This window comes from Kitasatospora sp. NPDC091276, from assembly GCF_040684355.1.
Taxonomy (GTDB): Bacteria; Actinomycetota; Actinomycetes; order Streptomycetales; family Streptomycetaceae; genus Kitasatospora.
In genome coordinates this window covers 12,073-35,072 of record NZ_JBFBFU010000028.1, presented here as the reverse complement: position 1 = coordinate 35,072, position 23,000 = coordinate 12,073, and the positions used below count along the sequence as shown (strand labels likewise).

Annotated in this window: 18 protein-coding genes and 4 pseudogenes; 8 read left to right on the top strand and 14 right to left on the bottom strand. The window is 69.7% G+C overall.

Features of this window, described 5'->3' with window-relative positions:
• Nucleotides 1–130: 130 nt before the first annotated feature.
• Nucleotides 131–1,255, bottom strand: coding sequence for an FAD-dependent monooxygenase (locus AB0O19_RS29285; RefSeq protein WP_363623776.1), 1,125 nt, complete (start codon nucleotides 1,253–1,255; stop codon nucleotides 131–133).
• A gap of 95 nt (nucleotides 1,256–1,350) precedes the next feature.
• Between AB0O19_RS29285 and AB0O19_RS29280 the strand changes: the two genes are divergently transcribed.
• Together AB0O19_RS29280 and AB0O19_RS29275 are read left to right on the top strand one after the other, a co-directional pair.
• The gene (locus tag AB0O19_RS29280) at nucleotides 1,351–2,076 is read left to right on the top strand and encodes a TetR/AcrR family transcriptional regulator (RefSeq protein ID WP_363623881.1); all 726 of its coding nucleotides are present in this window, start codon (nucleotides 1,351–1,353) and stop codon (nucleotides 2,074–2,076) included.
• Nucleotides 2,077–2,120: 44 nt separating this feature from the next.
• Nucleotides 2,121–2,508, top strand: a pseudogene (locus AB0O19_RS29275) (Tn3 family transposase); the annotation flags it as partial.
• 43 nt (nucleotides 2,509–2,551) lie between these two features.
• On the opposite strand, the gene AB0O19_RS29270 reads toward AB0O19_RS29275, so the two are convergent.
• The 6 genes and pseudogenes from AB0O19_RS29270 to AB0O19_RS29245 form a co-directional block, all read right to left on the bottom strand.
• Nucleotides 2,552–3,070: a pyridoxamine 5'-phosphate oxidase family protein gene (locus AB0O19_RS29270; protein WP_363587088.1), complete on the bottom strand. Its 519-nt coding sequence runs from the start codon at nucleotides 3,068–3,070 to the stop codon at nucleotides 2,552–2,554.
• A gap of 17 nt (nucleotides 3,071–3,087) precedes the next feature.
• Complete coding sequence (locus AB0O19_RS29265) at nucleotides 3,088–3,612, bottom strand: MFS transporter (RefSeq protein WP_363623774.1); 525 nt, start codon at nucleotides 3,610–3,612, stop codon at nucleotides 3,088–3,090.
• Nucleotides 3,613–3,649: 37 nt separating this feature from the next.
• A pseudogene (locus AB0O19_RS29260) lies at nucleotides 3,650–3,766 on the bottom strand (hypothetical protein); the annotation flags it as partial.
• 40 nt (nucleotides 3,767–3,806) lie between these two features.
• A pseudogene (locus AB0O19_RS29255) lies at nucleotides 3,807–4,130 on the bottom strand (MFS transporter); the annotation flags it as partial.
• A 59-nt stretch (nucleotides 4,131–4,189) separates the two neighbouring features.
• Entirely contained in the window at nucleotides 4,190–4,648 is a 459-nt protein-coding gene (locus AB0O19_RS29250; protein WP_363587086.1) for an SRPBCC family protein, read from the bottom strand.
• Nucleotides 4,648–4,998: a metalloregulator ArsR/SmtB family transcription factor gene (locus AB0O19_RS29245; protein ID WP_363623773.1), complete on the bottom strand. Its 351-nt coding sequence runs from the start codon at nucleotides 4,996–4,998 to the stop codon at nucleotides 4,648–4,650. The genes AB0O19_RS29250 and AB0O19_RS29245 overlap by 1 nt, the downstream gene beginning before the upstream one ends.
• A 138-nt stretch (nucleotides 4,999–5,136) precedes the next feature.
• Here AB0O19_RS29245 and AB0O19_RS29240 point away from each other — a divergent pair, with 138 nt between their 5' ends.
• Together AB0O19_RS29240 and AB0O19_RS29235 are read left to right on the top strand one after the other, a co-directional pair.
• Nucleotides 5,137–5,685 carry a histidine phosphatase family protein gene (locus AB0O19_RS29240; RefSeq protein WP_363623771.1) on the top strand — a complete coding sequence of 183 codons (549 nt, stop codon included), beginning with the start codon at nucleotides 5,137–5,139 and terminating at the stop codon, nucleotides 5,683–5,685.
• 549 nt (nucleotides 5,686–6,234) lie between these two features.
• The gene (locus AB0O19_RS29235) at nucleotides 6,235–6,459 is read left to right on the top strand and encodes a hypothetical protein (RefSeq protein ID WP_363623769.1); all 225 of its coding nucleotides are present in this window, start codon (nucleotides 6,235–6,237) and stop codon (nucleotides 6,457–6,459) included.
• Nucleotides 6,460–6,895: 436 nt separating this feature from the next.
• Here AB0O19_RS29235 and AB0O19_RS29230 read toward each other — a convergent pair whose 3' ends face one another.
• A complete protein-coding gene (locus AB0O19_RS29230) occupies nucleotides 6,896–7,390 on the bottom strand; it encodes a hypothetical protein (RefSeq protein ID WP_363623767.1) in 495 nt (164 codons plus the stop codon).
• A 142-nt stretch (nucleotides 7,391–7,532) separates the two neighbouring features.
• On the opposite strand from AB0O19_RS29230, the gene AB0O19_RS29225 reads away from it, so the two are divergent.
• Complete coding sequence (locus AB0O19_RS29225; protein ID WP_363623765.1) at nucleotides 7,533–8,084, top strand: DUF6368 family protein; 552 nt, start codon at nucleotides 7,533–7,535, stop codon at nucleotides 8,082–8,084.
• A 21-nt stretch (nucleotides 8,085–8,105) separates the two neighbouring features.
• On the opposite strand, the gene AB0O19_RS29220 is transcribed toward AB0O19_RS29225, so the two are convergent.
• On the bottom strand, nucleotides 8,106–9,704 hold the full coding sequence (locus AB0O19_RS29220; protein ID WP_363623763.1) for an ISL3 family transposase: 1,599 nt from the start codon (nucleotides 9,702–9,704) through the stop codon (nucleotides 8,106–8,108).
• 322 nt (nucleotides 9,705–10,026) lie between these two features.
• Here AB0O19_RS29220 and AB0O19_RS29215 point away from each other — a divergent pair, with 322 nt between their 5' ends.
• Nucleotides 10,027–10,335 (top strand): hypothetical protein, encoded by a 309-nt coding sequence (locus tag AB0O19_RS29215; RefSeq protein ID WP_363623887.1) that lies wholly within the window; start codon nucleotides 10,027–10,029, stop codon nucleotides 10,333–10,335.
• A gap of 125 nt (nucleotides 10,336–10,460) precedes the next feature.
• Here AB0O19_RS29215 and AB0O19_RS29210 read toward each other — a convergent pair.
• The 5 genes and pseudogenes from AB0O19_RS29210 to AB0O19_RS29190 all read right to left on the bottom strand — a co-directional run.
• A pseudogene (locus tag AB0O19_RS29210) lies at nucleotides 10,461–10,586 on the bottom strand (hypothetical protein); the annotation flags it as partial.
• 637 nt (nucleotides 10,587–11,223) lie between these two features.
• On the bottom strand, nucleotides 11,224–11,448 hold the full coding sequence (locus AB0O19_RS29205; RefSeq protein ID WP_363623761.1) for a hypothetical protein: 225 nt from the start codon (nucleotides 11,446–11,448) through the stop codon (nucleotides 11,224–11,226).
• 5 nt (nucleotides 11,449–11,453) lie between these two features.
• Entirely contained in the window at nucleotides 11,454–15,797 is a 4,344-nt protein-coding gene (locus AB0O19_RS29200; protein WP_363623759.1) for a polymorphic toxin-type HINT domain-containing protein, read from the bottom strand.
• A gap of 332 nt (nucleotides 15,798–16,129) precedes the next feature.
• Nucleotides 16,130–18,049 carry a trypsin-like serine protease gene (locus AB0O19_RS29195; protein WP_363623757.1) on the bottom strand — a complete coding sequence of 640 codons (1,920 nt, stop codon included), beginning with the start codon at nucleotides 18,047–18,049 and terminating at the stop codon, nucleotides 16,130–16,132.
• A gap of 452 nt (nucleotides 18,050–18,501) precedes the next feature.
• Nucleotides 18,502–18,987 carry a hypothetical protein gene (locus tag AB0O19_RS29190; RefSeq protein WP_363623755.1) on the bottom strand — a complete coding sequence of 162 codons (486 nt, stop codon included), beginning with the start codon at nucleotides 18,985–18,987 and terminating at the stop codon, nucleotides 18,502–18,504.
• Between the two features lie 316 nt (nucleotides 18,988–19,303).
• Between AB0O19_RS29190 and AB0O19_RS29185 the strand changes: the two genes are divergently transcribed.
• Together AB0O19_RS29185 and AB0O19_RS29180 are read left to right on the top strand one after the other, a co-directional pair.
• Nucleotides 19,304–20,998 (top strand): IS1182 family transposase, encoded by a 1,695-nt coding sequence (locus AB0O19_RS29185; RefSeq protein WP_363623753.1) that lies wholly within the window; start codon nucleotides 19,304–19,306, stop codon nucleotides 20,996–20,998.
• Between the two features lie 202 nt (nucleotides 20,999–21,200).
• Nucleotides 21,201–22,526, top strand: coding sequence for an RICIN domain-containing protein (locus AB0O19_RS29180; protein ID WP_363623751.1), 1,326 nt, complete (start codon nucleotides 21,201–21,203; stop codon nucleotides 22,524–22,526).
• Nucleotides 22,527–23,000 lie beyond the last annotated feature (474 nt).

The window sequence follows — 23,000 nt, the reverse complement described above, 5'->3', positions numbered from 1 at the left end:
CACCGTGCGCTGCCAACGGCCGAACGATCTTGTCGCTGGCCTCCAGTAGTCGGCCGCGTCGTCAGCTGGCGGGGATCAGGATGTCCACGAGCGGGCGGGTCCGGTTGATCGCGCAAGGTGAACTTCGACCTCAGGACAGTTTCGCTCCGGGGGCGAAGGCCGGCAGCTTCTCGAGACTGCTGCGCACGGCCTCGGCGCCGTACTCGAACATCTGCCGCTCGTAGTCGTCGACCGCACTGAGCGGATCCTGGCGGCCTTCGCGTGCCTCGATCAGGCAGCGGCGCAGCAGGTCGGCGTCGCGCAGTGCGGTGTTCGCGCCGTTGCCGCCGGTCGGGGAGGTGGCGTGGATCGCGTCGCCGAGCAGCGTGACCGGGCCGGACGCCCAGCGCTCACCGGGCCTGACCACCCGGATGGACAGCAGGGTGCTGTTGTCCGGGTCGGCCTGCTCGATCAGCGTGCGTAGCCGCGGGTGCCACCCTTCCATCCTGGACAGCACGGTGTCCTGCGCGGTCAGGTTCTCCGGTGAGCCGTTCGGCGGCAGGATCATGGCCCAGCGCACGTAGTCGCCGATGTCGGGCAGCGTGACTTCGGGGGCCAGTTGCTCGGCGGCCTGCTTCGGCGGGGTACGGAAGCGCATCGCGCCGAGCAGCAGGCTGACGCCGTCGCCCGCGATCTTCGAGCCGTATGCCTTGGACAGGCCGGCGAACTCGTCGGTCAGCGGGGTGCGGCCGATGACGAACCGGACGCCGGTGTCGGTCGGGGTGGTCTGCGGCGACAGCACCCCGCGGACCGCGGAGGTCACGCCGTCCGCGCCGACGAGCAGGTCGGCGGTGGCCGGGTCGCGGCGGGCGAACTGGGCTTGGACATTGCCGTCGGCCAGCACGTCGTAGCCGGTCAGCGCGGCATCGGTGTGCACGGTGAGGCCGGTCAGCAACAGGTGTCGCAGCACCTGCCGGTCGACCACGATGCCGGTCCGGCCCGCGCCGAGCCTGCCGATCTCGTTCAGCTGCGGGTCCAGGATCAGCTGCTCGGCGGAGGCGTCCATGACGATCTCGTCCAGCAGCGGGTGCCAGCGCGTCGGCAGGCAGTCGCGCACCGCCTGGAAACCGATCGGGTCCAGCACGAGCCGGTAGCCCTGGAATCGTGCGGCGATCCCCGGGTCGCGCTCGAACACGTCGGCCTCGATCCCGGCACCGCGCAGACCCTGCGCGAGGGCCAGGCCTCCCAGGCCTGCTCCGACAACGGAAACTCGCATCGCATACCTCCGGAACATCGGCACGAACTTAGTTCGTTTCGGCGATCTGAGTTCTACTCAACGAACTTAGATCGTGTCAAGGTATGGTGGTCGGCATGCCCGCCGATCCCCGCCAACGCCGCGCAGCTCGCCACGCCCAACCCGCAGCGGAGGTCGCCGCGTCGGCGCCACGCAAGAAGCCGATCACCGTCGAACGGATCACCGACGCCGCCCTGGAGGTCGTCGCCACCGAGGGGTATGACGCGCTGACCATCCGCCGGGTCGCCGCCGTGCTCGGCACCGGTCCGTCGTCGCTGTACGCGCACATCGTCAACAAGGACGACATCGACGATCTGCTGATCGGCAGGCTCTACGCCGAGGTCATGCTCCCCGAACCGGACCCGGCCGCCTGGCGCGAGCAGGTGCTCGGGGTGTACACACAGATCCGCGACCTGTACCTGGAATACCCTGGAATCTCGCGCGCCGCGCTGGCCATGGTGCCGACCAACCTGGAAACGCTGCGAGTCGGCGAAGGAATCCTGGCGATCCTGCTCGCGGGCGGCATCGAACCGAGGACGGCCGGATGGGCCCGCGACGCGCTCTCCCTCTACGTCAGCGCCTATGCACTGGAGCAGTCGCTGGTCCGGCAACGGCGCCGGCACCAGGATCACGAATGGGTGCTCAGCCACGAGGAGTTGCTGGACCGCTTCACCGCACTGCCCGCCGAGAAGTTCCCGCACACCCGACGCCATGCCGCCGAGCTGATCTCCGGCACCGGACACGACCGCTTCGAGTTCGCCCTCGGCCTGCTCATGAACAATCTGCGGCCCACATCCGGCTGACCCGCGGCGTGCGGTGGCCACATGGCGCCGAGACGATCACAAGGCACGTGGAGAAGAAGTCCCTGGCCATCCACTCCCAGCTGATCAACTGCACCGCCTCCGAGGTCGCTGCGATGATCGAGGGCACGATGCGGCACGACACCACCATGGACGTGGAGGCCAACTACACGGACTCGCACGGCCAGTCGGAAATCGGGTTCGGCGTCACGAGGCTGCTGAACTTTGATCTGCTGCCGAGGACCAAGCGGATCAACAAGGTGAAGCTGTACCGGCCGGGCCGGCGAGCCGGACGCCTACCCGCAGCTGGCCCCGGCGCTGACCCGCCCGATCCGCTGGGAACTCATCACCCAGCAGCACGATCAGATAGTCAAGTACGCGACCGCGATCCGGACCCGTACCGCGTCCACCGAGGTGATCCTGCGCGGGTTCACGGGCCAGCGCTCGGCCGTCTGACACGCGCCCGCGGAGTCAGCGGTCAGTGCTGAAAGCGGTAGCGGGTCTGGCTGTACGTCTCGCCCTTGCCGAAGGCGAATCCGGCCTCCGGGTCGATGCGGTACAGCAGGACCTTGCCGGAGCGGATGGTGTCACCGAGGCCGTGCCAGGTGCCGTCCGGGCTCGTCAGCAGGTCGCCGTACTTGCTCTCGTAGGCGTCGGCGGTGGTGCTGCGTTCAGCCGGATCGCACACCAACTCGGCACGTCCCTCGATGGTGATGTCGATACCGTCGAGGACGTTCGTGCCGGTCGTCATGACGCAGTGGTCGTTCGCGTGGAGGTTACGCGTCTTGCGCTCTTGGTCACCGGTGGCGAAGTACAGGGCGCCGCCGGTCCAGACGGCCAGCAACGGTGTCACGTGGGGCCGGCTGTCGGGCCGGACGGTGGACAGCCAGAACAGTCGCGCCTGCTCCAGCTCACGCAGTGCGGTCGGCCAGGGGGTCGCGTCGGCGCCTGAGTCGCTGAAGGGTCCGATCTCGGCGACCGGGTCACGGTCTGACATGGAAGCTCCTCAATGGGTCAGTTGGAAATGGGGTCGGTCACGATCTGGTCGACGGGAGGCGCCGCGGTCTCTCTGGTGACCGGTGCCGATCGCTTGCCGAGTACGGCCGGAGCGATGACCACGCCCACTGCCACGACGAGGCCGATCACGGCGAACGCGGCCTGATGACCGGGAACCAGCGTCTGCGGCGCGGCGATCCCAGGCGTGGGTGCCTGCGCGGCGACAACGCTGCCGGCGATGGCTACGCCGAGGGCGGTACCAACCGCGAAGCAGGTATCGGCGAGTCCGGCGGCCAGACCGGAGTGCCGTTCAGCGACACCGGTGAACGCTGTGATCTGCGTACAGACGGTGGCGGTGCCCATGCCCGCCCCGAAGACCAACAGGGCAAATGTCAGCAGTTCCGGTGAGCTGTGCTCGGGCACCACCAGGGTGAGTAGCAGGCAGGCTCCACCGAGCAGGGCAGTGTCGACGGTCGCGACCGGACGCACGCCGATCCTGGTCACAACCCGCTGGCAGACCAGAGCGCCGACGACGGCCGCCACGGTCATCACCCCGGCCGTGAGGCAGTATCACCGGCGCGAGGATCAGCACCACCACCCCGACCGGGACGTCGGTCCAGAAGACCCACTGCCAGCCGAGCGTAGTGGTGATCAGGCCGCCGAGCAGCAGCCCGGCGGTGGCACCGAACCCTCCGATCCCACCCCCAGATTCCCAGTGCCCTGTTCCGCTCGCTGCCTTCGGCGAAGGCGTTCGTCACCATGGGCAAGGCTGCGGGGGCGATGATGGCGGCCGACACACCCTGCAAAGCGCGGGCCGCAACCGGGGCTTCGACCGTCGGGGCGAACCCGCGTCCCAACGAGGCCAACACGCGCAGCGACATCCCGGCCAGGAAGGCCCTGCGACGGCCGAGCAGATCCGCGGCGCGGCCGCACAGCAGCAGGCCGGCAAAGGCCAGCGCGTAGGCCGTGACCGCCCAGTGGACGGCGGTGCCGTGCACCCGAAACTCCCGCTCGACGGCCGGCAGGGCGGTGAGCAAGCTGGTCCCGTCCAGGATGGTCATGAAGAACGCCGTGCCCAGCAACACCAGCGCCCGCCACCTCAAGGCGGCCGCCCGCGGGCTCACTCGCGCCCTCCCGTACCCAGCTCGACGCCCAGCGCGTCAAGCCAGTCGCCCGTACCGTGCTTCCGCCAGGAGGGCTCCTCCCGGCCGTCGAGGAAGGCGCCCTGCTCGGTGAGGACCAGCCGGGTGCCCCCATCGGCCGGGCAGAACGCCACGGTCGTCAGCGATACCGTCGCCAGGTCGTCTTCCACGTGCAACACGGAGGTGTAGACGATGCGCTCGTCCCGGACGATGTCGCGGTACAACGACTCAAACGTCATCGACAGGCCGTTGTCCGGGTGGCTGCGGTTGACCTCCCGGCCCCCGACCCGGAAGTCCAGTTCATGCTCCGCGTCGGGGGTGGAGAACCAGCGGGCCTTCGCCTTCGGGTTGGCCCATGCCGCGAACACCCGGGCCGCCGTGGCCGGGTAGAGGCGTTCGAGGGTGAACGTGGCGTGCGTGACAGAACGGTCGATCATCACAAGTTCCCTTGCTCCGGTGTGCCGGGATCATCGAGCAGGTAGTCGCCGAGCCGGTCCAGGCGCCATTCCCAGGACGTGCGCTGCTCGGCAAGCCAGTCCTCGGCCGTCCGCAGTACCTCCGGCTCGATGCGGCAGGTGCGGACGCGGCCGACCTTCTCGGATCTGACCAGCCCGCACGCTTCCAGCACCTGGATGTGTTGCATGACCGCCGGTAGCGACATCTCCAGTGGCCTGGCCAGTTCGCTGACCGGCGCAGGCCCACGGATCAGGCGCTGCACCATCGCCCGGCGCGTTCCATCCGCCAGCGCCTGGAACACCCGGTCCAGCGATCCAGCATAGTTAGGCATGTACTTAACTATGAGTCGGCACATATTTACAGTCAAGTGCTTCCTTACTGCGTAACTCGCGCCGGATAGTGTTCGGATGCAAAGGATCAAGCGATTCCGCCGGGCGGCGCCACGGCCCGCGGACAGGGGGAGGTCAACGTGATCGTGGGTACCGGCCGGAGGCTCGTCCTGATCCGTCATGCGCAGGCCGAACGGGAGACGGCGGTCGACAGGGAACGGCGTCTCGACGAGTGGGGGCGGGAGGAGGCGTCCCGGGCCGGACGATGGCTCGCGGGTTCCGGCATCACGCCCGATCTCGCGCGGGTGTCCGGCGCCCGCCGGACCAGGGAGACCTGGGAACGCGTGGGCGCCGCGTTGCCGCGGCTCCCCGAGACGGTCCACGAGCAGGGGCTCTACGACCTCAGTGTGGAGATCCATCGGGGGGAAGCGGGGATCGGCGAGCTGGCCGCGATGGTGCGGGGGAGTTCGGACGACGTGGGCGACCTGGTCGTCGTCGGACACAATCCGAGCCTGTCCGAGCTGGTCCGGCTCCTCGTCGGAACGGCCGACGGCGACCTCTCACGATGGGTGGAGGAGTCTGGGTTCCCGACCGCCTCCGTGGCCGTCCTCGAGTTCGACGGTTCCTGGCAGAGGATCGGGCCCGGAGTCGCGAGGATCACCGCGTTCTGGACGCCGTCGCAGGGTTGAGACGGTGCACCTCGAGGCGTCGGTGCGTCCGGCGTCCCCCGCCCCACCACCCTGGCCGGGCCCGCCGGCGGCCGGAAGGTCTACCGGTTCCAGACCGCCCGGTGACCTCGTCGCCAGCGACATCCGGCGGTCGACGTCTGTCCGATGGGGTGTTCAACTGCTCATTTGTCTGGTCATTTGTCGGACAGGACTCAGGGCCCGACGCCGTCGTGCCTGGACGACAGCGTCGCAGGCGTGCCGTGCTGAGCCTCACTGCACGGCGGGGGCTGCGATGCTGTCGAATCGTCGGCAGACCGAGGAAGACCGGCGAGGCTGCGTTCCTGCCGAGCCAGTCTCCAGCGTGTCCGCCTCGGTGCGAAAGACCCAGACGGTGAGGGCCTGGACACCCAGGCCGCCGCGATGGGCCAGCGTCCACAAGCCCGGCCATGGCCTGTTCCGGCGCGCCACCGGGCGGGAGCTGCGGCATCTGGTCCTGCCGGGACAGCGCAACGATCGGGCGACCCGCGACGCCGTGGTCGACCTGAAGGCCGCCGGGAGGGTGCGGGGAGGGTGCGGGAGGATCTGCGCCTGCCGGACAACCGCAAGCTGTGGACCCTGACCGCGACCGGGCGCCGCGAGGCCGCCGCCCTGCTCCCAGCCGGGGCGAAGCTGTCCGCGCTGCGCCCCGAGCGGGACGGCCAGGGCAGGGTGTTCTCCGAGCACGCCCTGGACGTCGTCGCCACTGCCGGTGGCCTTCTGCGATGCCTGGTGGTTTGCGGGGGCGGATCGGGGTGAGAAGAGGACCGGTGGTCGAGAGCGTGGTTCGGGCGGTGGACATCTCCCTCTTCATCGTCCGGACCCGTGCCACCGGGGTTCAGAGCCCGGCCACCGTGGCGGTCACACACCGGTGGCCGGGCGCCCCATGGCCGGTGTCAGGGCCGCCGGCCGTCCCGGCGTCAGTCGAGTTCGAGTTCGAGTTCGAGCGCGGTGCGTGGGGGTGCGTGGGTCGGCGACGGCACCTCAGCCCTGTCCGACAGGCGGGCGGATAGGGCGTTCAGCCGCTCGCCGACGGTCCGAACCCGGTCCAGCGGTGGCGACCGTCTCGGCGGGTCCCTTCGGGCGCCATCGGCCAGGAGTTGAACTCAGGTCAGACCGGGTTCGGGACGAGGCCCGTGGCGTACTGCCGAGTGGTGTCACCCGCTCCCGGTCGAGGACGCGGGACCGAACCTGCTCAGCCGAAGCCGACCTCGGTGAAGCAGCAGCCTCCGCGCTCGGCTGCGGACAGGGCCTGGACCGACGTGAGCCGCGGGGTGTCGCGGAAGTACTGACGGAAGCCCGACGCGCGGAACTTCAGGTCGAACGAGTGGCCTTCGACGTGCCATTGCGGCCAGTCCTGCCTGCCGTCGTCCGACGTCAGCCGGCGCACCGAGTCGATCTCCAGCTCCGGATGCATGCCCTTGAAACCGAGGTCGCCCTCAAGGTCCCAGACCTCTTCGAAGACGAGCGTCGCAGGGGCGATCCAGAAGGAGAAGTTCTTTGCCGGCCGGACCGGGTGGACCCAGCGGACGATGTAGTCGAGGTCGAGCAGAAGCCGAGGCAGGACGTCTTGCGTCTGCTGCACGTACAGGCCGTGGACGGTGGCGTCGTGCCATCCCATCTCCTCGAAGTCGGTGTCGCTCCAGACACTCTTCGAGAGGCCCGATTCCTGATGGCTGCCGCTGTTCATACCTGTATCCAAGCAGGCCGAGCGCCAGTGCGTCGACGGCGGTGGCTTTACAGGTGAGTTGTGGTTCTGGTCCAACTTCTGTGGAGGCCACACGCTAGGTAACTGTTTGGGGCGGGAGCCTGCACTGGTTAGGCTCCAACCTATGGGTGGCCCGGTGTTGGCGATTGAGTTGGCGGAGGCGGTACCCGTTGCCGTCATCGAGCGGCTGCGCGAGTTGCTGGCGGGCTTGTCGACACGCCTTGAGGAGAAGCGCGTCGGTGAGTATGACCTGCAGATCCAGGCGGAGAGCTTGGGCATTGCGGACGCCGATGAAATCGATGGTCACCGGCCGTTCTTGGTCTCGCTCATGGGGCCTGGGATTGGCGACGAGTGGATCTTCGAAGCCGAGCACCCCGAGGAGGTCGATCAGGAAGCTCTCATCGGCTTCACACCAACCCATGCAGTCAACGTCATTGCCCTCGCCAACGAACCGATCGACCATGTCGCAACCGCCTTGTTGACCGTGGCAATCATGGACGTAATTGGCGGTGTTGCCAACGCCGAGTTGGCCCAGGGACAGAGGGCAATCGTGGACGGCCTTCCGGGACTGATCGCCACGACGAGAACAAGCTGGCCGACGTTGCCGGCTGCCTATGGCTCCGCAGAATTCATCAAGGCATGGTCGAGACAAACCGGCTTCCGGCTCCTCACGTAGTCCGCCGGCAGTTCGATCAGCTCACGATGCGAGGAGGACGCGCTTCCTCAGGAGCGCGAACCCAGCTCGTCCGTACATCTGTCGCTTCAGCATCTTGATCCGGTTGACGTGGCCCTCGACGACGCCCGAGCTCCAGGGCAGGGTCAGGCTGGCGGTGACGGCGGCAAGGTCTCGTTCCAGGCCGTTGACGAAGGTGTGGAGGCTCGGCAGGTCGTCGGCGCGGACCGCTTTGATCCACTGCGGGAGCCGGTCGCCTTGGAGCTCGGTGATCATCTTTCCGAACGCGCGGACGTGACCGGCGAGCGCGTCCAGTTCTGGGCAGCCGGCGAGTACTGACTTCAGCTTGAGTCGCTCGTTCTCCGGCAGGGTGTCGGGGTGGGTCAGGATCCACCCGGCGACGGTCCGCGGCGACGGTGGTCGGGCTGCCGGTGCGGTCGGGGTAGTGCGGAGCGGGCGAAGGTAGGCGCGTACGGCTCCGTAGCCGCCGCGGTAGCCGTGCGTCTTGATCTCTTCCCAGAGGGTCCAGGCGTTCGTGCAGCCCTCGGCCCACCGGTTGTGCAGGTACGGCTTGAAGTCGTCGAGCTTGGTCCTACGGTTCTGCCACTGCCCCTGGAACAGCTCTTCCGGCCTCGCGGCGTCCGCCAGCCGCTGGACCGTGCGGTAGGTCATGCCGAGCTGGCGCTGGATCGAGCGTCGGCTGTGGCCAGCGGCCAGCAACGCGTGGACGGTGGCGTGCTTGGCGCGGGTGCGGTCGGCGAACCGGTGCCCGGTGGGCCATGGCGACCCGCCGTCTGCCGGCGCCTGGGCCTCTGCCTTCTCCGGGGCCGAATCAGTGGTGGTCGCGCGCAGGCAGGAACGATGGCGGGAGATGAACCGTTCGGCGGCTTCGCCGAGGTTGCGCCAGAGGTGGAAACGGTCGGCAACCTGGACGGCGGTGGGTGCCCCGATGCTGGCGCCCTCTGCGAAGAATGGAGCACGGTCGCGGCAGACGACCTCGATCCCCGGGCGTTCGGCCAGCCAGGCCGCGACGGTGGCCGCCTCGCGATCCGGCAGCAAATCAATCGGTCGGCGGGTCTCGACGTCGACCAGGACGGTCCCGTAGACACGCCCCTTGCGCATCGCGTACTCGTCGACGCCGACCACCCTCGGGGTCCGCGGCTGAGGCTCCGGGAGTGCATCGACCAGTCGCAGGACCGTGTTCCGGCTGGCTTTCACGCCGAAGACGTCGGCCAGCCGGGCGCCGGCGCGGCCGGCTACCGCGAGGCCGACCTCGGCCAGCGCCGACCGCATTCGTTCGGTCCGCTGGCGGTGTCGGCGGGTCAGGCCCGTGACCTGCTCGACGAACGTTCGCCGCTCGCATGAGGTGTCCTCGCAAGTGAACCGGCGGACCCGCAGCCGCAGCACCACCCGCCGCCCTGCCACGGGAAGATCGGCGGGAAACCGCAGGTAGGAACCGTGCACCCGCCCCGACCAGCTCCCGCATCCCGGGCAGCGAGCCTCGGCCGTCCGGGATCTGACACCGACCCGGATCACGTCGCCGTCGTCCTGCACCGACACCACCCTGATCTCCGGAGCCGACAGGAAGAGCAGCTCTTCCAGTTGGAGCAGTACCTCTCGCACAGCCCAGAACCATCACCCCGAACGCCGCCGTCACCGGCCGTTTCCAGACGATCTCGGGTGACGCTCCGGCGAGATCAACAGCCACAGAGAGTAGGGACACCACAGAAGTTGGACCAGAACCAGTTCTGACCGACAACCCAGGGCCTCCAGGGCCCACTGCCTCAGCGCGGCCCAGCCGGTGACCCCCGGCTGGGCCGCGGTGCTCCGTCGTCAGCGCCGCTGTCCACAGCCAACCTCGGCCAGAGTGGCGTCATGATGACGACGAAGAAGACCACAACGCCCGGCCAGGCCCACGACGCCGACAGCTGGGGCAACTTGCCCGGTGGCGGGGCTGCGCACCGTCCAGACACGGCTCCTGGCGCTACTGGAGCAGTACGCCGACGGCCCGCTGAGCATGGACTACCGGTTCAGCCCGGACAAGACCACCCAGCGGGCGATCCGCCTGCTCGCGGCCCTCCTGAACGTGCCTCCCAGAGCCGTACGCCGCCACGCCCGCGGCTCCCGCTGGCCCGCCGGCCGCAAGCTGCGCCAGGCGGTGAACCACCGGACGGAGGAGGAGTTCTGTCCCGCGCGCCTGGCCGAGCGGGCAGCGAAGCTGGCCCGTGCGGAAGCGGCGGATGCCCGGCGGTGAGCCGCGCGTGCGAGCCACGGAGAGAAGTAGCTGAGCTGCCCCGACTTTCGTGGGTCCGCGATCGCGTGATCACGGACCCAGGACCTGAGGGCTTCCTTGTGGATGCCGAGGTCGCGGGCCACATGGGCGACGGGGCGGCCGGTCGAGCGGACCTCGCGTACGGCGCGTTCGCGGAGTTCATCGGGGTACTTGCGTGGTGCTGGCACTCCTCGTGGTTCTCCTTGCGCCTGGATCGTAACAAACCCAGACATCAGGGACTCCAAGAAGGCCAGAGCAGCCCAAGAGCACGGCTGGGATGCCGGAGACGGTCGGACTGAACAACTACTCGAACAGGGCCCTGGCCGCTCCCTCTCGCCCAGGGAAGCGAGGAGGCCGCGACGGATGAGGCCCTTCCAGAAGAGGGTGCCCGCCGGCCGCCTCGCGAGCCGAGTACCGTCCTCCGGACGAGATGGCCTGTGCTCGCGTGTGCACCGAAGTAACCGGCCGACGGCCTGCAGCGTCTGCCCGCTTACGCCGTTGATTCGCGTTCGTCCTTGCTCACGGGTTCCTTCGGCACCCAGCCTGGAACACCCCTCCCAGCTTTCGCCGCCATCTGCCACACCTTGATGAGGCCGTCCCGGTCGTCGGTGTACTCCAGTTCCCAGGTGGTGGCGTGGAGGAGGCAGCTTGTGTGCGGCGACGTGGAGTGCGGGAGTACGTGACGGGGCGGCTGGCAGTGGTCGGGCTGCCGCTGGAGGGTTCGGAATGAGCCGCGGCCGGGGCTGGGGTATGTCGGCTCGCAGCCGTCCGGGATGCAACGGCGAGGCCTGGCAGGCGGCGGCGATTTCGCCGGTTCGCCTGCCAGGCCTCACTAGTGTCCTGATGTCAGGTTCTTACGAGTTTCCTCCGCTAGGGCAAGGAATCCCCATCGGGCGTATACGGAACCGACCGGCAGAAGTCGGCGATTCGCGTCGTCATCTCCTGGAAGTCCTCCCGCGTGCGGCCGATGTAGTCCCAGAGGGCTTCGTCCGACGCGGTGAGATTGTCCGCGGTCAGCATCGCGGAGATGACGACCACCAGCTCACTCCGGTCCAGCTTCAGGACGTATTCTCCGTCGATGTATTCGGTCTTCATTCCGTCTACTTCTCCACGTACTTCGTTCCCACGGCGTTGTCCCAGGACTTCTTAGAGTAGTTGTAGGCGTGGATGTTGGTTCGGGTCTTGATCACGATGACCTGCCTGGCCTCGTCGAAGAAGATCTCGTTCCCGGTCTCGATGTCCTTGTACTTGAAGATCCGGGGCAACGCGAGGTACTCGGCCAGCGCCTTGGGGTTCGTGCCGATGCCGTTCGGCGCGTGGGACACATCGCCCTCGTTGTACCGCCTGATGTTGTACTCGACGCCGTCGGTGACAGCCGGCCCGTGGGCGTCGAAGATCTCGTCCAGGACGTCCTCAGATACCTCCCAGCAGCCCGCATTGTGCACCAGAACGGGGACTGCGCCCGCGAGAACGTAGTAGGTGTGGATGTCGTTGACGGTGAGGTTGTACGCGGGCTGCGGGGACGTCCAGTGCCGCGTGCCGGTGATCCGGACGGCCGATCCGTCCGTGGTCCGGACGGTGTCGCCGGCGACGAGGTCGGCGGTGTTGAGCCAGCTCTGTTTGCTTTCCGACCAGTACAGATGGTGGTCGGTGGAGGTGATGGCTCCGGTGACGCCGTTCGGCCCCGTGACCGTTAGTTCGGTGAAGTCACGGTCGTCGGGGGTGTAGAAGGCGGCTCCGACGTTCTCCGGCCCGGTGGTGCCGGTGGCCGGGTCGGTCGCCAGCACCGAGTCGCCGGTGCGGATCTGGTCGATCGGACGGCTCGTGCCGTCGGCCATGAGCACACGGGTGCCGGCAGGGAAGCTGTTCCGCTTGCAGATTCCGAGCACCGCCGACGCCAGGGCGTCGAATCGTTGAATCAGTGTTCGGTCGACGTTGATGTCGCTCCGGAGTGCTTCGAGCGCGGCGTCGGTGCCGATTCCGGTCTTGAGCGAGTTGCGGAACCTGGCGACGGCGTCGGCTGTGGCGGTGAGCTTGTCGAGGGCCGCCTTGCTGTAGCCGTCGAGTGAGGCCTGAACGGCGAGTTTGGCGTCTTCGATACCGATGCCGGTGGTGAGCGCGTAGCGGAACGCGACGACGGCCTTGACGCTCTTGGCCAGGACGGGGAGGAACGGGGCGGCGTTGGCCGCGGCGAAGGCGCAGGACTTGTTGAAGCCGGGGTCGTCGTAACACTTGACGAAGTCGCCGATCGTCATGTCGTACAGGATTTGGCCGGTGTCCACCTTCGGCCGGTACTTCTTGACGTACTCGGCGTAGGTGATGTCGACGGTCTGCGTGTACTGGGCGTCCACCGGGGAACTGCTGAGGAGGACGGTGTTCCAGACGGTGTACTTGCCGCGGCAGGCGGCGATCGTGAGGTTCGGTTCGGGGCAGGTCTTCAGGATGTAGTCGGTGGTGCCGGTAGCTTTGACCGTGAGGGTGACGGTGCAGACCGACTTCCCTGACGCGTCGTTGTGCCAGACCGTGGGGTCGAGGGGCTTCATCACGTGGCCGTAGGCCGACAGCATCACGTCGCCGGCTTCGCAGCGGTCCAGGTCGTTCTTGACGATCTCCGTGTTCGGGTCGCCCTGAGGGATGGCGTCGATGAAGGAGATTCGGCCTTGGTCGTCGACGGTGGCGGTTGCGTTCTGCAGTTTCCCGTCGGTGCTGTCGTCTTGCTGTTTGGTGAAGACGGCGGCGATGGCTTCGTCGGCGGCCTGCTTCGCCTCGTCGCGGCTCTTGGCAGCGGCGGCGGCGGAGGCATTTGCCTGGTCGGAGGCGGTTTTGGCATCGGCCGCGTACTTGCTGGCCTGGTTGGCGTAGCCGGTGGCCATGGCCGCCGAGGTGGAGGCGCTGCGGGCGGCGGCGTTGGCGGTGGCCGCGGAGGCCTGGGCCTGTTTGGCGTAGCCGGCTGCTTGCTGGGCGCTTGCCTGGGCGGCTTGTGCGGATTGGGCGGCCTGGGTGGCGAAGCCCTGGGCCTGTTGGGCGGACTGGCTGGCCTGGTTGGCGTAGCCGGCCGCCTGGTCGGAGGCGCCGCGTGCGTCAGCGGAGGACTGAGCCGCCTGGGCGGCGTACTGGCGCGCCTGGGCGACGGAACCGTCGATGGTGGCGAGGTAGGACGCGACGGTGGCCACGTGGGTGGCAGTCAGCGCGTCGCGCTGCTGGGCCGTGAACAGGCCCGACTGCAGGAACGGCACCAGGCGGTCGGCCGGGCCGGACAGGACGGCCTGGGCGGCTGCCTTGACCTCGGGGCCGCCGTTGGCGAGGGCTTGGCTGACCTGGACGCGGTTGTCGTCGTCGCGGGCCTTGTACTGGCCGGTGGCCAGGAAGGCGCGGACGTCGTCGATGGTGCCGTCGAGGGCCTTGCCGGCGGCTTCCTTCACACCCGGTCCGCCGGCAGCCATGATCTGGGACAGTCGGACGCGGTCGTCGTCGTCCTTGCCCGGGTACTGGCCGGTGGCCAGGAACGCCCGGACCTGGTCGGGGGAGCCGACGGACGCGGTCTCGGCGGCGAGGCGCTTCTCCAGCTTGCCGGGGGACTTGGCGATCGCCATGACGCTGGTGCGGTCGTCGTAGTCGCGGGCGGTCGTCAGACCGCTGCTCAGGAAGTCCTGGACGGCGCTGTCGTCACCCTCCAGCGCGCTCTGGGCGGCAGTCCTCGTCCACGGGCCGGCGGAGTCCAACAGCCGCAGTGCGGCCTGGCGGCCCTTCAGCACGGCGGTCTTCGCATCGGCCCCGGCCGCGGTGGCGTCCTTGATGAGCTGCTCGGTGTCGGCGGCGAGCTGGGTTGCCTTCCCGGATTCCCAGGCTGCGGTCTTCGCCTTGAGGTCGGCGGCGCGGGAGGCCTCGTCGGCCTTGCCCATCTCCTCGGCCTGCTGGGCGTCGAGGCGTTCCTGGTCGGAGGCGCGGGCGACGTCGGCGACGTTGTGGGCCTGCTTGGCGGAGTTCGCCGCCGAGTTGGCGTAGGAGTCGGCCGCGTCGGCGGCCGCCTGCGCGACGTTGGCCGCGGTGTTCGCATCGCCGGCGTGCTTCGCGGCTTCCTCGGCTGCGGTGGCTGCGGCTTCGGCGTGCGCGGCTGCGTCGTTGGCGGCCCGCTGGGCTTCGGAGGCTGCGGCGGCGGCCTGGTTCGCGATCGCGACGGTGGCCTTCGCCGCGCGGGTGGCCTCGGTGGCGGCGCTCCTGGCCCGGGCCGCGGCCTGACGGGCCCGGGCGGCGTCCGCGCTGGCCACGCCGGAGTAGCTGGCGGCCTCTGCGGCGGCGTCGGCGGCGGCCTGGGCGTTGATACCCGAGGCGGCGGCGGCCAGCGCGGCGAGTCCGGCCTGTGATGCGGCCCGGCCGGCCCAGGCGCTGGCCTCACCCGCGGTGTGGGCGTCGACGGCTGCGTTGCGGGCGGTGACGGCGGCATTGCGAGCCGTGTCCGCCTGGCCGGCGTCACCGGCGGCGCCGGCGGCGGCGGCCATCGCCCTGGCGGCCGCGTTGCCGGCCTTCGTCGCGGCCGACGCGGCATCGGCCGCGGCGTTGGCGGCCTGCCGGGAGGCCTCGTTGGCGGCCTTCGCCGCCTTCGAGGCGGTCTGGGCGGCGTTCGCGGCCCGGTTCGCCGCGTCCGCGGCGCGGCCGGCGGCGTTGGACGCCTGTCCGGCGGAGCCCTGGGCGGCCTTGGTCTCGTTGGCGGCCCGTTCGGAGGCCTCCTTCGCCAGCTTGGTGGCGTCCAGGGCCTTGCCCGCCGCGTCCTGGGCGGCCTGGGCCTGCTGCCCGGCCTGGCCGGAGGCGTTCTTCGTCAGGTCGGCGAGCTGGGAGACCGTCAGGGTCTCCTGGTCGTGCGCGGCGGCCGTCTGGTAGCCGTACTGGAGGAACAGCTGGACGTCGTCCATCGAGCCGTCCAGCGCGGCGCCGGCGGCCTTCTTCACCTCGGGCCCGCCAGCGGCCATCAGCTGGGAGAGGTGGACGCGGTCGTCGTCGTCGCGGGCCTTGAACTGGCCCTCGTTGAGGAACCGGTTGACGTCGGCGATGGTGCCGTCCAGCGCCTTGCCGGCGGCGTCCTTCACCCCGGGGCCGCCGGTGGCCATGATCTGCGACAGCCGGACCCGCTGGTCGTCGTCGAAGGCCTTCTGGGCGCCCTTGTCGAGGAAGTTCTTCAGGTCGGCGGCCGTGCCCTTGAGCGCGTCCGTTCCCGCTTCGCGCAGTCCTGGGCCGGACTTCGCGATGAGCGTTTCGATCTGCGCCCGCATATCCTGGTCGGCCGCTGCGACCTGGCCGGTAGCCAGGAACGCCTTCAGGTCGTCGGCGGAGCCGGTCAGCGCGGTCTCGGCGGCGTGGCGTACGACCGGTCCGCCGGCCTGCCAGGCCGCGACCGCCTTCACCCGGTCCGGGTCCGCGGCGGTGGCGGGCGCCGTGTCGGCCGCCACCGCCGGTATCGTCAACAGCCCTGCCAGCAGGCCTCCGACCACGAGCCCGGCCGCGAGGCGCGACCTTGTGACCCGTGGGGTCAATGACACCCTCATCGGAATTCGCAATCCCATTCTGTTGTCGGGCACCGGAGTGCCGTACGACCGCCGACGATCCGCCGACGGCTCTGAAAATCACTCACGACCACACGCCTAGGCGCGGCGCGCGCACGACCCGACCCGCCGCCCCGCAGAGGCAGACAGGGCGGCGGGCCGATTCTTCGTTGCGTGCGGTGCGTCCCCGCCCGGCGGTCCCGCCGGAACAGCGCGGCGTGACCGGGACGGAGGGGGAGTCAGCTGGTGCTGGTGGCGGTGATCTCCTTGACGCCGACCGCCCCGCCGGGGACGTCGCTCCAGGCGGTCCAGCGGCCGACGTTGTAGTCGGCGTCGATGCCGTAGACCTTGTCGTCCTCGTTGACCGCGTAGACGTGGACGACGTTGTTGGAGGTGGTGCTGGTGATGGCCTTCAGGCGGTTGTCACTGATCTTGGTCCACTGGGGGTCCCAGAAGCCGGTGTCGTAGTGCCCGCTGGTGTTGTAGAACGCATCGGCGCCGGCGATCGCGAGGTCGATGGTGTGGCCGTGGGTGCTGGCGCTGATGGCCTTCACATTGGGCAGGCTGCCGGGCAGTTCGACCCAGTCGGTCCAGCGGCCGGCGGTGTAGTCGGCGGAGCGTGTGTAGACTTTGTCGTCCTCGTTGATGGCGAAGACGTAGGTGGTGTTGTTGTAGAAGGCGCTGGTGACGGCCTTGAGGTGGTTGTCGCCGATCTTGTCCCACTGCGGCCGCCAGGTGCCGGCGTTGTAGTCGCCGGTGGTGGCGTAGAGCGAGCCGTCGCCGCCGACGATCACGAGGTCGACGAGGTTGCCGCGGGCGGTGGCCGAGATATCCTTGACACCGGCGGCACCGCCGGGGACCTCGCTCCAGTTGCCCCAGTTGCCGCCGACCTTGCCGTCACGGCCGTAGACGTGACCGTCGCCTGCGACCGCATAGACGTGGACAGTGTCCCCGATCGCCACGCTGTCGACCTTGAGGAGCTGGCTGTTGCCCATCGGGGTCCAGGTACGGGTCCAGCGGCCGGCGTTGTAGTCGGCGGTCGACTCCGACAGCGTGTTGTCGGAACCGATGATCTGCACGTGCGTACCGGCCTGCACGTCCGCGGTACGGAACCGCAGCTCCTTCACCCACCCACCGAGGTCGTCGACGCGGGTGGAGGTGGCTCCGGGGCGGGTCTCGGTGGCGGGCGTGCCCAGGCAGCCGCCCTGCCAGGAGCGGGAGGCGACGGCGGCGATCTCGGTCGTGCCGTTGCGCTCGCGCAGCAGCGGGGCGCCGGCGTCGCCCTGGCACAGCGGCGCCTGGCCGGCGGCCGGGGCGGTGTCGACGGTGGTGGTGGCCACGGCGCCGACGGTGTGGGTGGTGGTGTGGACCTTGAAGGGCGCCCACTCGGTGGCGGTGCGGCCGTAGCCGGGCACGCGCAGGCTCTCCCCGGCCGCCGGGGCACCGGTGGCCAGGGCCGCCGGGGTGACGCCGTCGATTGGGCTGGCCAGACGGGCCATCACCAGGTCGCGATCGCCGCGCGGGACGAGCTCGGCGATGGCGACGGTGTGGCCGGAGACGGTGGCGGTGCCGGCGGTCGCGGGGGCACCCTCGGCGGGGCTGTCGCCGAAGCAGCCCGCTGCGGTGAGCACCCAGTTGCGGTCGACCAGGGTCGCCGTGCAGGAACGCGCGCCGGCGCGGCCGGACTGTCCGAACGTCACCGTGCCGACGGCAGGGAAGTCGCCGGAGGCGGCAGGCGCGGCAGGTCCGTCGACCGAGGTGAGCTCCAGCAGGGTGGTGGCTTCCCCGACGCTCTCGCCGACCGGCGTCCAGACGTTTTTGGGGACGTCGATGCTGGTGACGTTGCCTGCGGTGTTCAGTGTGGCCTTGACAGTGTGGTTGTCGCCTCGGATGTCGTAGACCTTCGGGATCTCCACCGCCAGGTAGCCGGTCGGCCCGGTGATCCGGAAGCAGACCTCGCTCGGGTTGGCCGCTCGGCTGAGCACGTGCACCAGACCGGGCCCCGACGCGCAGTCGGCGAGGACGATGTGCCCGTCACCGGACTTCAGGGTGATGTTCCGGTCGGCGTAGACCTTCGCCGCGTCCGGGTAGGCGAAGCCCTCCACCGTGCTCGGCGGGGTGGCATCGGCGGCTGTCGCCGGTATCGGGGCGGCAAGCACGGGTATTGCCAGGGCCGCGCCAAGAGGCCAGGCCAGTCTGCGAACGGTACGCACAGGTGCTCCAGAGATAGGTACGCTCGGGAGCGACCAGCACCCCCGAGCTGGCAAAGAAGAGATCAAGTTGACGCTATCGGCCGGAAAACCGGCACGTCAAAGCATGTGGCGGCACCCGGTTGGGCGCTGACCGGTAGTCAAGCGACGTACGGAAAAACATGACTGAACGACCCAGAATCTGACATTCTAAATATGGGCATTTAGGATGAATGGGAAGGCGACGGGGGCGGCACCTGACCATTACGGTTCGATGACGTTTCCTCCTCAACTGCCATGGCAGGCCCTCCCCCGCCGCCTCGACGAATTTACGGCCAGGGCAAAAGCCGCAGAGCGCAGACGACCTGGCAACTGCCGGCGATACCGATCGACACGGACGTGCCGGACTGGGCGTCGCTCGCTCACAGGGCGGCCGCGGCCCGGACGACCGGCTGCTCGCGGTACGCGGTCCGGGCCGTCGCGCTGTCGGAGGCCTGCTCGTTCATGGCGGTCAGGGACAGCGTGGGTTCGAAGCCGGCGCTGACGGCGGCCCAGCGGTCCCAGTCGGTGCCTGCCTGTTCTGCCACGGGCGTGCGGTCGACGTCCAGGTCGAGCAGGCCGCGCGGCCCGCCGTCGCGGCGCCCGGCCGGCTGCGGCGGCCGCGGTCGGCCGTCGAGCAGGAGCGGGTTGCGGATCAGCCGCGGATCGGCCTCGTGCCCGGTGCGGACTGCGAAGCCGTCCGTGAGGTATCCGCCGTAGACGTGCCACCACTCCCACTCGCCCTGCCAGACGTCGCCCGGCGGGATCTCGGTGTCGTTCCAGAACGGCGCCATTGCGGCAGCACGTGCTTCCGTCACGTCGGCGGGGTCGGTGGGGGGCAGGCAGACGGTGACGATTTCTCGGGACATGGACCAGCTTTCGTGCGCGGTTGCCCGCCGTAGCCATGGCCTGCGGGTCCGTGAAAGGCGTTTTCGGACTACCCGGCGGGCAGGGCCCGCCTCCCTGGCGGGCACGTCGAGCGCCCGGCGAAGGGCTTCGTCCTCCTCCGGGGCGAGGGCGGCGGCGAGTTCGGCGTCGAGCGCCCTCGTCAGCGTCGGATCGGCCCCCCGGCGTCCGGGCCTGAGCTTGATTCTGTCGGGGATCTTGGTGTTCGGCTGCGGGTGATCATGGTGGTGCGTCAGTCTCGCGGTGCACGATGCCCGCGAGATTTCCGAGGAGTGCGAGATGTCGGTCCGTCCCCGTCCGGGTTCCGAGGTCCCGGAGTTGACGGCGAGGATGGCGCGGGCCAGCAATTCCGGTGGTACGACGGCGATGTGGGTGCGCGACCGTCTCGACGGCCTGTGGCAGGACGAGGACTTCGCCGACTGGTATCCACGGGACGGCCGGTCCGGGCTCTCGCCGGCCCAGTTGGCCACGGTGAGCGTGCCGCAGTTCCTGCTGGGCCTGTCCGACCGTGATGCCGCCGAGGCCGTGCGCTGCCGCATCGACTTCGAATACGCGCTCGGCTTCGACCTCGACGACCCCGGCTTCCACCACAGCGTGCTCAGCGACTTCCGCGACCGCCTGCTCCAGGACGGCCGGGCGGACCGCCTCCTCGACCTCGCCCTGGCCCGGCTGAGAGAGGCCGGCCTGGTCCGCGAGCGCACCACCCAGCGCACCGACTCCACCCACGTCCTGGCCACCGTCCGGGACCTGACCCGCCTCGAACTGGTCACCGAGGCTGTGCGCGCGGCCCTGGAAGAACTCGCCCGTACCGCCGACCACGCGCTGGACGGCCTGGTCGGCGATGACTGGGGCCGCCGCTACGGCCGACCGGTGCGCCTGGGCAAGAACCCCACTCGGCCCAAGACCAGGATCAACACCACCGGCGAAGACGCCCGCCGCCTGCTCGAACACCTCAGCCGCAACCACCCGTCCCTGCTCGGCAGGCCCCAAGTCCAGGTCCTGCGGCAGATCCTGGTGCAGAACTACTACTGGGATCCCGCGGGGCGCCTGCGGTGGCGCGACGAGGACGACGGCAGCGGCCTGCCGCCCTCGGCTCACCGGATCGTCTCGCCCTACGACCCGACGGCCCGCTACGCGCGCCGCGGGCAGGTCACTCGCTGGACGGGGTTCCTCGCCCACGTGACCGAGACCTGCTCCGGCGACGGCCCCAACGTGATCACCGACGTGGCCACCATGCCCGCCACCAGCGCCGACACCGAGGTCCTGCCCGGCATCCACACCCGCCTGGAGCGCCGGAGCCTGCTGCCCGACCAACACCTGGTCGACGGCGTCTACACCTCCCTGCCCCACCTGGAACAGGCCCAGCGTGAACACCGTGTCACCGTCGTCGGACCACTGCCGGGCGACCCCGCCCGCCAGCACCGCCGCGGCGAGGGCTTCGCCCGCGACGACTTCCGCATCGACTTCGACCGCAAGGAGGTCGCCTGCCCGCAGGGGCAGACCAGCGCCGGCTGGCACGGCAACTACCCGACCTCCTCACCGACCGCCGCCCCGCTGATCGTGGCCCGCTTCACCAAAAGCCAGTGCCAGCCCTGCCCGGTCCGGGCCAAGCGCACCAGCTCCCGCGACGCCCAGCGCACCGTGGGCTTCCCTCCGCGCGAGCTGCTCGAACCGCAGTTGCGCAACCGCGCCGACCAGCAGGATCCGGCCTGGCACGAGCGATATGCGGTCCGCTCCGGTATCGAGGGCACCATCTGCGAGTTCGCCCACGGCCACGGCGTGCGCCACTGCCGCTACCGTGGGCAGACCAAGGCGCACCTGCAGCACGTACTCACCGCCATCGCCGTCAACATCGAACGCCTCAGCAAACAGACCCCCGACGAAAGCGCGCCTCCACGACCGCCGGCAGCCTTCCAGGACCACCTCGACCAGCGGGGCATCCCGCGCCTACGTTCCTGGCGAGCCGTCAGCTGACACGGCGGCGACCAAGATCCCCGGCAGAGTCGAGCTGAGCGCCGTGAGAGGCTGGCTTGTACGAATCGAGGGGATTTTCATGGGGTTTGTTCGACGCTTTTGCGGCGTGGTGTCAACTGTCGTGCTGGCAGCCGGGTTCATTGCTGTCAATCCGGCTGCTGCCGCGCCGGCTGCGCCGTGTTCTGCGGGCCGGGTGCTGAACGTGGTCGCGCACCATGACGACGATCTGATCTTCCTGACGCCGGATCTGATCAACGACCTGGCGAATCCGGACGTCTGTGTGCGGACGTTGTTTCTGGTGGGGTCGTACTACAGCCGGGACGGCCTGGCGTCGCATCAGACCGACGCCGCCAAGTACACGTACATGGAGAGCCGTGAGCTCGGCGTCCGGCAGGCCTACCAGGCGGCGGCCGGCCTCCCCGACGGATGGCGGCACTGGCCCTACTCGGCGGCAGGCGTGCAGACGACCGCGTGGACGCTTGGCGACCGGGTGTCGACGGTCGAGCTGCGGGTGCCGGACGCCAGCGCGTCCAACGAGGCGGGCACGATGTTCAAGGGCCAGCTCTGGGCACTGTATGCGGACGACCAGCAGGCCTGGCCCATCCCGGGGGTGGACGCCCCGGCGCAGCAGCGGCTGGACCGCGAGCAGGTCCTCGCCTTCGTGCAGGGCGTCATCGACGACTTCCAGCCGACGGTGGTCAACACCGAGGACCCGTCGGCCGACCACCAGAAGGCCTCCCAGGTCGACCCGGCCTCCGGCGCCGGCTACTTCCACTCCGACCACGTCGCGGCGACCCGGCTGCTGATCGGGGCCCTGAACCGTCGGGGCACGTCCTGGCCGCGCGTCACCTACTACCGGGACTACCTGGCGAGGGAGTCGGGCCCGAACCTGGACGCGGCGGGAACTGCTCGCAAGAAGCAGGTCTTCGAGGTCTACTGCCGCTACGACGACGAGATCTTCCGCAACGGCCGGTGCGGCGATGACTACGCTGAGCACTATTCGCGCCAGTACTACGCCGACTCGCCGTGGCGCGGCTACTACCAGTGGCCGATGTCCTACGGCTTCGAGGACCCGAAGCTCGACCAGGCCTACCGGGTCGTGAACCGGGCCACCGGCCTCGTCCTCGATGTGTCCGGCTCCTCGACCGCGGACCAGGCAGCCCTGGTCGGGTTCCCGGCGACCGGGAACCCGAACCAGGCCTTCGTCTTCCGGGCCGCGCTGGGCGGCTGGAACCTGCGCCCGGCCCACAGTGGCTCGTGTCTGGACGTGCCCGGTTCGAGCACCGCTGCGGGCGCTGCCTTGGTCCAGTACCACTGCACGGCCGTCATCCGGAACCCGGCCGATGTCGGCGACATGGTGCGAATGAACCAGGCCTTCCGTGTCCGCGGCGACCACGCAGGCGGCTACCGGATCACCCTCGCCCACTCCGGACTCGCGCTGACCGCCCCGGCCTCGGCTGGCGGATCGGTCACCCAGGCCCCCGACACGGGCGCCGACGGCCAGCGCTGGGACCTCGTCCCCGCCTGAAATCTGCCCGCGCCCGAAGCCCGTACAGACCCGGGCCTGGGCACCGGTTCGCGCTGGATCAGGTCTTCGATGCGGGTGGCGCCGGCTGGGACGGTGGTGAGCGTGTCGGCGACGGTCGGGTTCTCCTCGGAGGCGAGGCGCAGGTTCGCCACCGCGCCGCGTACCCCGGCGGCCGCGGTGCCGACCAGGACCACCAGCAGCCGCGGGAAGGCCCGCCAGCGCCGCTCCCAGGCCCGGCTCCGGCTGTCCTGGCCCGTCTGTTCCCAGATCCGGGCGCAGGCCGCCAGCTGCGCCGCGGTCTGCTCGTCTCCGGTGTCGGGGCGGTGGCGTTCGATGGAGGCGCGCAGGCGGTGCCGCTGGTCGCCGGTGCCGGCGGTGTAGGCGAGGTGGGCGGCGGGCCGGTACACCCCGCCGCTCTCGACCGGCAGCTCCGGGTGGGGGAGGAGGTCGAGCGGTCCGCAGGCCTCGCCGTGG